Consider the following 12,581-nt stretch of genomic DNA (forward strand, 5'->3'; position numbering starts at 1 on the left):
CGAAGGACTCCGTTGGAGGTCATGGCAGTTCGCGTGCGACCGTTCGCGATCGCCGCGATTGCGGGCGCTGCGCGCGGCGGACAGTTAGTTGCACTTCACTGCCATATGGCAAAGCTTATGCCGCATGCGCCACACCCGTTGCGTCGAGCGCACCGTCAACCGCGGCGGCAAGCCGCTCGACGATTGCGTCGATGTTCTGTTCCGTGCAGATGAAAGGCGGCGCGAGCAGCACATGATCGCCGTTGCGCCCGTCCACGGTACCGCCCATCGGATAAACCATCAGGCCGCGCGCGAACGCCTCGCGCTTGATCGCCGCGTGCAGCTTGAGCGCCGGGTCGAAGGTCGCCTTCGTAGCGCGGTCCTTCACCAGCTCGACGCCCACGAAAAGGCCGCGACCGCGCACGTCGCCCACGTACGGATGGTCCGCGTAACGCTCGCGCAGACGCGCGCGCAGTTGTTCGCCGCGGACGAGCACGTTGTCGAGCAGCTTCTCTTCGGCGATCACGCGCTGCACTTCGAGCGCCGCCGCGCATGCCGTGGCGTGGCCGATATAGGTGTGGCCGTGCTGGAAGTAGCCGCTGCCGCCCACGATCGTCTCGTAGATACGCTGGCTCACGAGCGCCGCGCCGATCGGCTGGTAGCCTGCGCCCAGGCCCTTCGCGATGGTCAGCAGGTCCGGCGCAACGCCGTCCTCCTCGCAGGCGAACAGATACCCGGTGCGGCCCATGCCCGACATGATCTCGTCGAGGATCAGCAGCACGCCGTAGCGGTCGCATACCGCACGGATCTTGCGAAAGTACTCGCGCACGGGCGGCACCGCGCCGGCCGTTGCGCCAACCACGGTCTCCGCAACGAAGGCCGCGACCGTCTGCGGGCCGAGTTCCAGAAACTTCTGCTCGAGTTCGTCGGCAAGACGCTGCGCGTAGGCCTCGTCGGTTTCGTCCTCGTTGCGCTCGCGGTACGCATAGCACGGACTCACGTGATGCGATTCGATCAGGATCGGCAGGAACGGCTCGCGGCGCCACGCATTGCCGCCGATCGCGAGCGCGCCGAGCGTGTTGCCGTGATAGCTCTGGCGGCGCGCGATGAAGTGCCGGCGCGCAAACTCGCCCTTCTCCACGAAGTACTGGCGCGCGAGCTTGAGCGCGGCCTCGATCGCCTCCGAACCGCCCGACACGAAGTACACATGGTCGAGCCCTTCGGGCGCGGCGGCGATGAGATGATCCGCCAGCTGCTCCGAGGCCTCGGTTGTGAAGAACGAGGTGTGCGCGTACGGCAGTTGCTGCGCCTGACGCTTGATCGCCTCGATCACGCGCCGGTTGCTGTGGCCGAGGCACGAGACGGCGGCGCCGCCGCTTGCGTCGATGTAGCGCTTGCCGCTGGAATCGATGATTTCGATGCCTTCACCCGCGACCGCGACAGGCAAGGTAAGCTTCGGCAGGCGGTGAAACACCCTGGTCATATGTGTCCTCGATCAAGTCCGTGAATGATTAACGAGTCGCGCCGTCTACATGGCGCACGTTCAAGTCGATGAAGCCGCCGAGCGTGCGCTCGCCGCCCTGCCAGACGTCGAACGCCACGCCGCGCGGCTCGACGCGCATGCAGGCAGTGGCGAGCGTGTTTTCGTCGTCGGGGTCGTGCGGGTCGTCGCGGAAGATCGGCAGCCCTGCGCCCGCGCGATCCTGCAGCACCTGCACGAAGGTCGCGCCGCCGGGCTGCGCGCCAAGCGCGGGCAGCAGTTCGGCGAGACGGGCCTGGCGATCGCGCGACGAATCGGTGACGATCTGCGCCTCACACTCGCAACCCGTGTGGATGAGGTGATTCGCATGTCCCGAGGGCGCGCTCACCTCGCACGCCGAAGAACGCCGTGCGGTCGCTTCAACGCTATAGACACGCACCTCGCCTGCCTCATCGGTCCCGCCAATCGTGTGGTGAAAGCCGCTCGCGCGCGGCGTGTCGCGCAGCAGCGCAAGGGCTTCAGCGAGCGTCGCGCAATCGAGCACGGCGCGCGCGAGAATCATGCGCGGCACGCCCACGCGCGGCTCACGAATGCGCACGTTGTTGATCGCTTGCGCAAGCCCCGCGCGCGTGGCAGCGAAGGTATGTCCCGGCAGCGAGCCCGGGTAGCAGAAGCTCACGAAGCCGGGCTTTCCATCGGGTTCCACCTCGACCATGCTGCAGCGGTCATGCAACCAGGGATCGCCGTCTTCGTTATGCGCAATGAGGCCTGCGCCCGGCGTGCGCACCGCAAGCGTCGTGCAGCCGTCCGGCGCGTTGTGGATCAGTTCGCCGCGGCAATTCCAGAGAAACAGGTCGTCCGCGGACCAGTCCAGCGCCTGCGCCATTGCGTCGATTTCCGCGACATAGGCCGCAAAATGGTGTGCGGCTGCGGCGCGCAACTGCTGCACGAACGGACTGCCACGCCAGCGGCTCACCGCCTGCCAGGCGCTGCTTTGCGCCATGTAGCCGGCAAAGATCGGCTTCACGTGTGCGCCTAGCTGCCGGCCGATCGCCTCGGGCGAGCCGGCTACCCGGAAGGCCGGCCCGCGGAATGTCTTGAGTTCCTGCATCTGTTTTCTCGCTTCGCTACCAGTATGGGTCTACCTTTTCCGACACTGGGCTTTATACGCGTCAACAACATATGTTGTCAACTTAAATATCTATTGCAACAAATGGGATAGATACGGACGAAACAAAGCCGGATGCCGTCTCGCGACGCCATCCGGCTGCGGAAAAACAGCCATGAAATGGCGGAGAATTGCCGGGCTGGCGCTCAGGACACGTAAGCGCCGCGTGCGTTCAGGGAACGCTCGGCCTGTTCGAGCTGCGCGATTGCGCCCGAGCCTTCGAGCGCCAGCAGATGGGCGACAAGCGACTCGGCCAACGCCGTCGCCGCCACGAGTGAAGGGAAAAACGACGGGCTTTCGTGCGTGAAGATCAGCGCCTTGTCGGCGTTCAGCGCAATGGGCGAGACGGCGCTGTCGGTAATCGCGATCAGGCGGCTGCCCTTGGCGAGCGCGGCCTCGGCCACGCGCACCGCCTCGACCGAATACGGTGCGAAGCTGACAACAATCGTTGCGCTGTCGCGTTCGATACCGAGCAACTGCATCTCGAGCGTCCCCGCCTCGCCGCCCAGCAAGGAAACCGAAGGCCGGAACAGGCGGTAACCGTAGACGAGCCCGAACGCCACCGCATAGCACGAGCGAAAGCCCGCCACGTGCACGTGCTTCGCGCGGCGCAATACGCGCGCCGCCTCGACCGTCGAACGTGTGTTGTGCGCGGCGCTCGTCTCCAGATTGTGCTGTTGCGCCACGAGCAGATCGCGCGCGAGGCCGTCCTTCGCATTGCCCGCCACGAGTGAGCGAGCCCGCGAGGAAAGCGGCTCCGGGCGCGTGCGCACACGTGCGACGAACAGGTCCCGCAGCTCGTTCCAGCCCGGGAAACCCAGTTGCTGGGAAAGCCGCACTAGCGAAGCGGGCTGCACGCGAGCGCGCTCGGCCACTTTGCGCATGGACGAGACGGCCACTTCGTCTGGATGGTCGAGCAAAAAGGCAGCGCCGGTCTGGAACTGTGGGCTCAAGTCGGAGAAACGCGCGCGGATCAGCGCGGCGAGCTGGTCGAAACTGTCTGGCATGCGTCGCTCGGGCAGTGGATGACAACAAATGTTACCACTGGTGTTGCCGGATGTTGCAAGCCGGGACAGATGTGACGCATGCCGATATTCGAGCGTTGGTGGATGTGGCGATATGCAATTCCATTACCGGCCGGTGGATGAGATTGACTACGTCGAGCACCGCAATCCGATCGAATGAAAAGCTGGCCGGATTGATGATTAACGCGGCGTCCTGCAGGAACGCATTCTGAATCCAGTCGATCAACCCGCTTTCGCTGTTCGTTTGACGAAATACGCAGTGAAGCTCAAGAGCGTCGGTCAGTGCGAGACAATTCTATTCGATATCCTGACTGATCCCGACATGTCCCGAAAGATCGATAAGGAGTTCGTCCAGTGCCGCAAGTGCGAACAATGGCGCAATCGCATTTCACTAGTGCCTTCGGCGGCTGGATCGGCCATTCGCTATTGTCATGACGCTGCAAGTTGAATGACTGCCCTGCCCTCAAAGCCGGACGTCGAGGTTTCTCGAAATAGGCGTGTCAATATTCAAACTGCGCCTGCACACCCCAATACGGTGTGAGCGGCTGGATAGGCGACTTCGCTTTCCAGGCGCCTCGGCATGGCCACGTCGCGGCCGGAATCAGTCGTACCGGGATCAGTCAGGTAGCCGAGTAAGCCCGAAGCTCCGTCGCAGTTCGGGCTGGGTCGGGATCGTCGATAGAGACAACGGCTTCGATGGCTCGCACGTAGTCGTCAGGCAAATTCGCCTCCCTTGCGCCCACCAATACGTGCTGCTTGTACCAGTGATATGGCTGAAGACCAGGCTGTTTCTTCGTAGCGACGTAGGTCAGCGCATACATTCCGCCAGTCGCGGTCTCAACCCGGACACTCAAAGGCTCGTAACCCTTGCCGGCTCCTTCGAATGTGTCGAGCGCCTCGCGTTCGCCACGTACCACCGAGAAAATGACGCCGTAGACTCTGTCGCCGCCGTTTCCCGTATGCTCACAATCGCACTTTCCCGAGCCGTCCTTTTTGCTCAATTTGTCGAATGTGAGTTTGTAGCCAGTCACGAACCCCGTGGCGACAACCCTCGCTGACGGCAGCCTTGCGACGAGGCGTCGTACCGACATGTTGGAACCGTACGCGAAATAGGAAAATTCGCTGCTCGAGTCCATAGCTGTTATTGCCCTCGTGACAACTGCAGTGGGACATAACGCGAGGCAAGCCGCCAGCAACGCCTTCCCGCGGGGCGGCGCGGTAGCGTCAATACGTGCCTAAGGGAAGTGGAATCGTGACATGAATGCACGGAAGACGCGACTCGGATGCTCATCGACCCGCTTTCGGGTTGGCTTGGCGAAGGAAAAGACGCGTTGACGCACAAGCTCCCTTTCCGCGTGCCGCCCTTCGCCTTCGATACCCCTTGCGTTCAAGCCGTCCCGCATGAGCAACCAGCGCTGAACCGGGCTGGAAGCAGGTTTCCAGCCCGGTGTGCACCACTCAGGCTGCAGCAGCCGTGCTCGAAACTTCGGTGGCGGCCGAGGGCGCAGCAACTTCGACAGGCGCCGTCGATTGCACCGCAAGCTTCGGCGCACGGGCTTTTCGGACAACCGGCGACTTCGCCGCTGCGCCATTCTTCGGTGCAGCCTTACGTGCCGGCGATGCGGCCGCCTTCACAGATACCTTCTTGACAGCCGCCTTCCTCGTTGCAGTGTTCTTTTTTGCAGCGGTCTTCTTCGCTGCCGGCGCCTTGGCCGTTTTCGCTGCGGGCTCAGCCTTTTCAATCAAGAACTTCGACCGGTCCTTCGCGCCGGCGAGCCATGCCGGTGCGATGCCGCGACCGGACCACGTCGCGCCGGTTTTCGGGTCACGATATTTCGGCGGCTGCGGTCCGCGCACGTAGTTACCCGCCTTAGGCGCCTTTACAGCAGCAGCAGCAGCCGATTTCGGTGCCGCGCCTGCAGCAACCAGGAACCGGGTTCGGTCCTTTGCACTTGCAATCCACGCGGGAGCACGACCATGGCCGGTCCAAGTCGCGCCAGTTTTAGGATCGCGATATTTTGCTGCCGACGGGCCCTGCTTCGCTGTAACCGTCTTTCCCGGTTTGCGGCCTCGCCGTTTGCCGATAAATGCCTCAATGTCAGCAACCGTCACGGCATGCTTGTCCATCAGGCCGCGAATCTTCTCGAGTACCGCCGACGATTTCGTTGTTGCCAGTGATTCTGCTTGAGCCTGCAGCTTTGCGATTCTTGCCTGAATCGATTGGAGCGTTGTCATTCGTGCTTTTCCCTTGATAAGTTAGTTTTTCCACTATGCCACATCGGATGACGAATACAACGTTTTGTGTCGAATTAGTTTGCGCCAGGCAGTGGGAAACATAACTTTCTATTTCAAGATCGATAAGTCGTCTGACTATCGGCGTGAGAGTGTCGTCGCGTTCCCCAACCCTTCACACTCATCGAGCGGGTCCTCACCCGTTATCCGAAATCTGGCGCGTAGGCGAATTGACCATAGGAATACCGACAGGCTTTCGCGCGATCGGGAACAATTCGCCATTCCCTTAATCGGAAGCCGCTCAACGTCTACGTGCCACTCCAAAAGGGCCGATCATCGCATGATATAATTCGCACGCGAACTAAATCGCACAACTTTATCTGCGCGGAAATGAAACATCGCCTCGTCTATCTTTTGAATGTCGGACAGCGCCGGCTGCAACGGTGGTCGCAAACGCGCGCAGCCGGCGGCGGCGTCACGGCAGCCCAGGCGGGGCTGCTGTTCTTTTTGGGTGATCGCGACGGCGCGCTCATGAGCGAAGCCGCTGCGGCGCTGGATCTGGGCGCACCAGGCATGAGCGGTCTCGCTGACCGCACAGAAAAGGCAGGGTTGATCGAACGTCGGGCTGACGAGACCGACGGCCGGGTCTCGCGCCTGTGGTTGACGGAGGCAGGACGCACTGCGCGCCAAAAGGCGAAGCTTCGCATGAAGGACTTGAACGCCAGATTGACCGAAGGATTTACGGAAGCGGAAATCGACGTCGTGGCGCGGTGGCTGACCAGCCTGCAGGCCAGGTTTCCACTCGCCGAAGACGGCGACGCGTAACCTCGACCGTGGCCAATCAGCAAGGCCTTACTGCTGGGCAACCCTGGTGAAGTCCGGCTTGCGCTTCTCGGCAAAGGCCGCGAATGCCTCCCTCGCCTCGGCGCTCGTCAGCCTCTCCTGAAACTTCGCGCGCTCGCTGTCCATTTGCGCAACCAGCGTCTCGGCTTCACGCATCAGCTTTTTCATGGCACCCAGCGAACCGGCCGGCTTGGCGGCGATTCTTTCGGCCATCCTGCGTGCATCGTCGCGTAGTTGACCTCTTGCGCAGACCTTGTTGGCAAGGCCCCACGCGACGGCAGTTTGCGCGTCGAGCGGCTCGCCCAGCGCAAACATCTCGAAGGCGCGCACGTGGCCGATGCGCAGCGGAAGCAGGTAGCTGGACGCCGCCTCGGGGACGAGCGCGAGATTGACGAACGGGGTGATCAGTTCTGCGTCAGGCGCAAGCAGAACGTAGTCGCAGTGCAGCAAAAGCGTGGTGCCGATACCGACCGCCTTGCCCTGGACCGCCGCGATGATGGGCACGCTCGACTTCGCCAGGGCATGCAAAAAGCGCTGCACATATTGCTCACCGGGCTCCTTGCCCGATGCAATTGCCGCGAACTCGCCCACATCGTTGCCGGCGGTAAAGATATCTCCGTCCCCTTGCACCAGCAATACGCGGACGCGGCTGTCGTGCTCCGCGTTCCCGATAATGTCTGCCAGCGTGCCATACATCTCATTCGTCAATGCGTTCCTCTTGTCCGGTCGGGCAAGCGTAATCGTCAGAATGCCGTCGGCTTGATCAACGTGAATTTCCGCGCTCATGGGGACTCTCCTGAAATTTAGTTTGCATGCGAAGTATATGAGTAGTTCGCGTGCGAAGTAAATGGGAGTTCGTGGAAGAGACGTTTGCGAACCGTTCCGCGCTCAAAAAAATCCCGGAATCCGCTTCAGTATCCTGACAAAGTTACTGTATAAATGTACAGTTCCAGTGAATTCCGCAAAACGCAAACGCGTTGTAGCGTGTTGGTCGCGCGGAGCTATCGAAAGCTATTTTGAGTACCAAGGCATGCCAGATGATCGGCGCATAGCCCACATCGACATGGACGCATTCTTTGCGTCGTGTGAACTTTCGCAGTATCCCGAACTACGAGGCAAGGCCATGGTGGTCGCCGGTCGCCGCGCGGATGCGCCCCGAACGAAGCCGGACGGCACGCGCGAGTTCTCGCGGCTACGTGACTATGTGGGCAGAGGCGTCCTGACGACTGCGACCTACGAGGCTCGCGCATTTGGCGTTCATTCCGGGATGCCCGCCATGAAGGCGGCACGGTTAGCGCCAGATGCGATTCTCCTTCCAGTGAATTTCGACCTCTACCGAACTTACTCGCGACTGTTCAAAGATGCCGTCCGGTCAATCAGTCCGAGCATGGAAGACGTTGGAATCGACGAGGTCTACGCGGACGTTTCACTCACGAATGGAGATGCAGAGGCCATCGCGCGCAAGTTGAAGTCCGCGGTCTTCGAAGCAACCCATCTCACGTGCTCCGTCGGAATCGCGCCAAACAAGCTGCTTGCAAAGCTGTGCTCCGATATGCAAAAGCCAGACGGCATCACAATCCTGATGCTAGAGGACGTGCAATCCAGGATTTGGCCAATGGCCGCAAACAAGATCAACGGTATCGGCCCCAAGGCGGCCGCCAGGCTTGCGTCTTTTGGAATAACGACGATCGGCGAGATCGCAGCGCGCGACGAGCGTTGGCTCATCGAGCACTTTGGACGAAGCTATGGCGCGTGGCTTCGCAGAGTCTCACACGGACTTGATGACAGGCCTGTGGTGACGTATAGCGAGCCTGTCTCGATGAGTCGCGAAACCACATTCGAGCGCGATCTGCACGCGGTGCGGCACCGGCAGGAACTGGGCGCAGCATTTACCCGCCTATGCGAACAGGTGGCACTCGATCTCCAGCGCAAAGGCTATTTGGCAAGGAGGGTCGGCATCAAGCTGCGCTTCAATGACTTCAAGACGGTAACGCGTGACATAACGCTTCCTGAGCCTATTGACGACGCGAAAGCGTTGCGGCGCGCGGCGACTGAGTGCCTGAAACGAGTCGAGCTCGTCAAATCCATCCGGCTGCTGGGCGTCAAGGCCGGCAACCTCCAGGCCGCCGGAGAGGCTTCGGGTAGCGAGTCGCCTCAATACACGCTGGACTTCTAGCCGGCGACGCGCCGCACCCGCGGTGTGCGAGGCGTGCGCAACGACTGCGCAGCCACTGAAGCGATTGCATCAACTGGCCGGATCCGATGCCAATGCAATCCGCGCCTTCTCCTCGGGACTATTCGCCTTGTAATACTTGTCGGCCCACTTGCGGTCAGGCTGCAGCAACAGCAGTTGAACAGTTCCATGCTGCTGCTCCTCGATGCCAACGGCGCGCGCACGATAGTGCTCGTAAAGCCGCATGAATTCGGCGAGGTAAATGGCGGCAATGCGCGTGTCTTTTATTTCGAGCAGGTTCTCGTCGTTGAAATGCTCGGAGTTGTTGCTCATGTTGGCCGAGCCCGTGTAGACAACCGGATTGTCTCCCTCGGCGTCGATGACAATAAACTTGTGGTGAATGATGACCGGAGCGTAACCGGGCGCGACTTCGCCAGGAAAGAGCCGCAATTCGGGCTCGAATCCATCGGGCACGGTCGCCGGGGAAAAATACGATGCATCGATGACGTCACGGTTTTCCTTGCTTCGATGATAGAGCGCGAGGTTTGCCAGGGCAGTCGTGCTCACGGCTTCTCCTGCGTTTTGCGCCTCTTGCGCATTCTCCGCGGACTTTGCGCCGATGTTGTTGACGAGGCCGAACATCATGAGTCCCTCGTCGCCGGCGGAAAAACAGGCGTCGCGAAGCGGTGCATCGGTCGGCATGAAGAGGCAAAACAGGACGGAATGCTGCGCCCGCCCTATCGCTTCCACGATGGTATCGATCTGGGTACGTCTGGTTTTCGTTTCCGGAGAGAAGCAAACGCGAATTGCAGCGCTTCCCACCGTCACGGAATCGGACCAGCCATTCGTGAGCTCGGCGGTCTGGTTGATCGGTGGATTGCCGGCGATGGCTTTCGTTCTGTCGTCGTACAGTTTCGCGAGATCAGCTGAATGGAACAGGTGAAGCACGTTGGCCTGTTCCGTCAGACCTTCCGCCATGTTCGAAGTTCAAACGCCTGCGCGGCCGGCGGCGCGGTATGCGGATCGATTCCCATGGCCTTCACCTGTCGTGCAAAAGCCTGTGAACTCACCACCGCACGATTGAACCAGGTGCCCACACCGTCCTCGATATGCGCCGGAAGCGCGACCTCACACACCCTCGCCTCTGCGTTCAGCAGATTCAAATTGTCTGGCGTGCCCACTACCGGATAGACGGTGTACCTGAACTGCTGGCCTCTATCGGCTTCCTCGATACGCGCGTCCCACCACGTGAATTTTTGAATCGGCGCGATGTTCGAAGGCGCATCGGGCTTCCCATCCGGCACGGGCCCGTTGAACGTGATTCGATTGGGGAGCCAGCTGCTTGCCTCATGGGATTTTCCGTCCGGGCTCGTGAAACCCGGGGCGCGCGCTATGGCGAAACCCAGGAAGTCGGCACGTGCCGCACCTTCTGGCCAGTCGAGCGCGAGTAAAACCAGCGTCGGAGAGAGATAGCTGCGGACCTTCGTCGACATCGTTCACCTCTGGTGTGTCAGCCAAAGGCCCAGTTTCAACGATCAGTTTGTTGAAACGGTGAACGAAGTATGTTGCCCGGATGTCGTTTCGATGACGCTGCCGAGAGCAGCGGCAAAGCCACTACTGCGGCGTGATATCTCTTTGCACCCGATGAATATGCTGCTCGACATAGAACGCCGCCGCATCGGCGTCTCCGCAGACAATGGCCTCATAAATCAGCCGATGCTCTGCAACATACAGTCGGATGCGAGCCGGGTCGTAAATCCCATCGTCCTTGAGCCGCTTCCACAGCGACTGGTCCATGGTCGATGCGATTTCTTCCGCGAACTTCGCCAGCAACGCATCCCCAGTCATCACCGCCAGTTGACGATGAAAGAGCCTGTCGCTGTTATTCCACAGCGCCCGCTCTTCGGGCGTCGCCACATCCGTCAACGTCTCCATCTGGTCCAGATAGTGCTCGGCCAGCCGGTCTCGTTGTTTGCGCGCTGCCGCGCGCCTTGCAATTGCAGGCTCGAGAATCAGGCGCACGTCGAGCGTAGCCGACGGGCTAAAGTCCGGCGTGGATTCCCCGCTTTCTGTTTCTACGCCCGGCACGGCGGCAAGAAGCTCGTTGGCCGCCGAAGCCACATAAGTCCCCGAGTTGCGCTTCGTGACAACCAGGCCCTCGTTTTGCAATTGCCCGATGGCTTCACGCACGGCAGGACGCCCAACGCCGAAACGTGTGGCCAGTTCGCGCTCCGACGGCAGCCGGGCGTCCGGCAGGTATCGGCCGCTTCGGATCTCGGCACGAATCTTTTCCGACACCTGCTCGTAAATCTGCAAGGGTCGAAAATTGCCTTCAGGTTCGAAGCGGGCGGATGCCATCGTGAATTCTCAGTGGGCTGCGAGGTGGTTCTTGAATATACCACTTTCCCGGAAAAATCGGCACAAATTGGCTTGCCATTCACCCACAGATGGTCTAGATTCGTTCCACACTGAGCCCGAGAAAATGGGCGAACTGGGGCCGGAAATCGGCCTGGCCAAATGCAGCCGCTTCCTCTGGCAGTCCAACAATCAGGAGACATCATGCGCCACCTCGCCGCCGCCCTCGCCGTGCTCACGGCCGCCGGCTTCTCCCTGGCCGCTGAAGCTCAAACTGTCGTCACCATCGGCCACTCGGCGCCGCTTACGGGCCCGCAGGCGCCGAACGGCAAGGACAACGAAAATGGCGCTCGCCTCGCCATCGACGAACTGAACAAGAGCGGCGTGACCGTCGATGGCAAGAAGGTGACGTTCAAACTGGATTCGGAAGACGACCAGGCGGACCCGAAGGTCGGCGTCCAGGTCGCGCAAAAGCTCGTCGACAGCGGCGTGGTTGCCGTCATGGGCCCTTACAATTCCGGCGTGGCAATTCCGGCATCGCGTGTCTACAACACCGCCGGCATTCCGATGCTCCCGGTTGCTTCGAATCCGGCGCTGACGAAGCAAGGCTTCAAGAACATCTTCCGTATCGGCGCAAGCGATGAGCAGTTGGGCGGGACAATGGGCCAGTTCGCTGCCAAGACCTTGAAGGCGAAAACGGCAGCGGTAATCGACGACCGCACCGCGTACGGCCAAGGGGTGGCGGAGCAGTTCATTAAAGAAGCGAAAGCGAACGGCATCCAGATCGTCGACCGGGAGTTCACCAACTCGGCGGCGACCGACTTCCTGGGCATCCTTACCACCATCAAGGCGAAGAACCCCGACGTCATCTTCTTCGGCGGATACGCGGCTCAAGGCGCTCCCATGGCAAAGCAGATGCGCGCGCGCGGACTGCGTGCGAAGTTGCTGGGCGGCGATGGCATCTGCTCGGCCGACATGGGCAAGGTTGCGGGCGAGGCGGCGTCGATCGTCTATTGCGCGCAGGGCGGCGTCGCGCTCGACAAGACTGCGGCGGGCCGTGACTTCCTGAAGAAGTACAAGGACACCTACCACACCGACACGCAGGTCTATGCCGTCAACTACTACGACGGCGTGAAGCTGCTCGCCGACGCGATGGTCAAGGCCGGCACCACCACCGATAAGGCAAAACTCGTCGCCCAGTTGGCGAAGACCGACTACAAGGGCGTCGCGGGCACTTACTCTTTCGACGCAAACGGCGACCTCGTGGGCGCGCCGACGACCGTCTACATCATCAGGGACGGCCTGCCGGTTCCGTACGGCCAGTGA

11 protein-coding genes and 1 pseudogene are annotated in these 12,581 nt (G+C 61.2%); 3 read left to right on the forward strand and 9 right to left on the reverse strand.

Going from position 1 to position 12,581, the window contains the following annotated elements; all coding sequences use genetic code 11:
• Positions 1-115 precede the first annotated feature (115 nt).
• From BHE01S_RS03700 to BHE01S_RS36460, 6 genes are all read right to left on the reverse strand, one after another.
• Positions 116-1,462, reverse strand: coding sequence for an aspartate aminotransferase family protein (locus BHE01S_RS03700; RefSeq protein WP_042260621.1), 1,347 nt, complete (start codon positions 1,460-1,462; stop codon positions 116-118).
• Positions 1,463-1,490: 28 nt separating this feature from the next.
• On the reverse strand, positions 1,491-2,570 hold the full coding sequence (locus tag BHE01S_RS03705) for a C45 family autoproteolytic acyltransferase/hydolase (RefSeq protein ID WP_042260623.1): 1,080 nt from the start codon (positions 2,568-2,570) through the stop codon (positions 1,491-1,493).
• Between the two features lie 203 nt (positions 2,571-2,773).
• A complete protein-coding gene (locus BHE01S_RS03710) occupies positions 2,774-3,634 on the reverse strand; it encodes a MurR/RpiR family transcriptional regulator (RefSeq protein ID WP_042260625.1) in 861 nt (286 codons plus the stop codon).
• Between the two features lie 31 nt (positions 3,635-3,665).
• Entirely contained in the window at positions 3,666-3,935 is a 270-nt protein-coding gene (locus tag BHE01S_RS03715; RefSeq protein ID WP_157025100.1) for a type II 3-dehydroquinate dehydratase, read from the reverse strand.
• Positions 3,936-4,272: 337 nt separating this feature from the next.
• Positions 4,273-4,788, reverse strand: coding sequence for a gamma-glutamylcyclotransferase family protein (locus tag BHE01S_RS03720; protein WP_042260627.1), 516 nt, complete (start codon positions 4,786-4,788; stop codon positions 4,273-4,275).
• Positions 4,789-5,110: 322 nt separating this feature from the next.
• Positions 5,111-5,887 (reverse strand): H-NS family nucleoid-associated regulatory protein, encoded by a 777-nt coding sequence (locus tag BHE01S_RS36460; protein ID WP_084068531.1) that lies wholly within the window; start codon positions 5,885-5,887, stop codon positions 5,111-5,113.
• A gap of 387 nt (positions 5,888-6,274) precedes the next feature.
• On the opposite strand from BHE01S_RS36460, the gene BHE01S_RS03730 reads away from it, so the two are divergent.
• Positions 6,275-6,709, forward strand: coding sequence for a MarR family winged helix-turn-helix transcriptional regulator (locus tag BHE01S_RS03730; protein WP_042260628.1), 435 nt, complete (start codon positions 6,275-6,277; stop codon positions 6,707-6,709).
• 27 nt (positions 6,710-6,736) lie between these two features.
• Here the strand turns inward: BHE01S_RS03730 and BHE01S_RS03735 are convergent, their stop codons facing one another.
• A complete protein-coding gene (locus tag BHE01S_RS03735) occupies positions 6,737-7,513 on the reverse strand; it encodes an enoyl-CoA hydratase-related protein (RefSeq protein WP_042260630.1) in 777 nt (258 codons plus the stop codon).
• 244 nt (positions 7,514-7,757) lie between these two features.
• Here BHE01S_RS03735 and dinB point away from each other — a divergent pair, with 244 nt between their 5' ends.
• A complete protein-coding gene (gene dinB, locus BHE01S_RS03740) occupies positions 7,758-8,903 on the forward strand; it encodes a DNA polymerase IV (protein WP_042260633.1) in 1,146 nt (381 codons plus the stop codon).
• 69 nt (positions 8,904-8,972) lie between these two features.
• Here dinB and BHE01S_RS03745 read toward each other — a convergent pair.
• Positions 8,973-10,393 (reverse strand): annotated as a pseudogene (locus tag BHE01S_RS03745) (phospholipase D-like domain-containing protein).
• A gap of 121 nt (positions 10,394-10,514) precedes the next feature.
• Positions 10,515-11,258, reverse strand: a complete 744-nt coding sequence (locus tag BHE01S_RS03750) for a FadR/GntR family transcriptional regulator (protein ID WP_042260635.1) — start codon at positions 11,256-11,258, stop codon at positions 10,515-10,517.
• Positions 11,259-11,459: 201 nt separating this feature from the next.
• Here BHE01S_RS03750 and BHE01S_RS03755 point away from each other — a divergent pair, with 201 nt between their 5' ends.
• Positions 11,460-12,581 (forward strand): branched-chain amino acid ABC transporter substrate-binding protein, encoded by a 1,122-nt coding sequence (locus BHE01S_RS03755; protein ID WP_042260638.1) that lies wholly within the window; start codon positions 11,460-11,462, stop codon positions 12,579-12,581.

Origin of the sequence: Paraburkholderia heleia NBRC 101817 (assembly GCF_000739775.1) — a bacterium.
Taxonomy (GTDB): Bacteria; Pseudomonadota; Gammaproteobacteria; order Burkholderiales; family Burkholderiaceae; genus Paraburkholderia; species Paraburkholderia heleia.

Excerpts from the sequence above, each read along its gene's own strand:
- BHE01S_RS03700 (WP_042260621.1), bottom strand. The coding sequence starts at position 1,462 with ATGACCAGGGTGTTTCACCGCCTGCCGAAGCTTACCTTGCCTGTCGCG.
- BHE01S_RS03705 (WP_042260623.1), bottom strand. The coding sequence starts at position 2,570 with ATGCAGGAACTCAAGACATTCCGCGGGCCGGCCTTCCGGGTAGCCGGC.
- BHE01S_RS03710 (WP_042260625.1), bottom strand. The coding sequence starts at position 3,634 with ATGCCAGACAGTTTCGACCAGCTCGCCGCGCTGATCCGCGCGCGTTTC.
- BHE01S_RS03720 (WP_042260627.1), bottom strand. The coding sequence starts at position 4,788 with ATGGACTCGAGCAGCGAATTTTCCTATTTCGCGTACGGTTCCAACATG.
- BHE01S_RS36460 (WP_084068531.1), bottom strand. The coding sequence starts at position 5,887 with ATGACAACGCTCCAATCGATTCAGGCAAGAATCGCAAAGCTGCAGGCT.
- BHE01S_RS03730 (WP_042260628.1), top strand. The coding sequence starts at position 6,275 with ATGAAACATCGCCTCGTCTATCTTTTGAATGTCGGACAGCGCCGGCTG.
- BHE01S_RS03735 (WP_042260630.1), bottom strand. The coding sequence starts at position 7,513 with ATGAGCGCGGAAATTCACGTTGATCAAGCCGACGGCATTCTGACGATT.
- dinB (WP_042260633.1), top strand. The coding sequence starts at position 7,758 with ATGCCAGATGATCGGCGCATAGCCCACATCGACATGGACGCATTCTTT.
- BHE01S_RS03750 (WP_042260635.1), bottom strand. The coding sequence starts at position 11,258 with ATGGCATCCGCCCGCTTCGAACCTGAAGGCAATTTTCGACCCTTGCAG.
- BHE01S_RS03755 (WP_042260638.1), top strand. The coding sequence starts at position 11,460 with ATGCGCCACCTCGCCGCCGCCCTCGCCGTGCTCACGGCCGCCGGCTTC.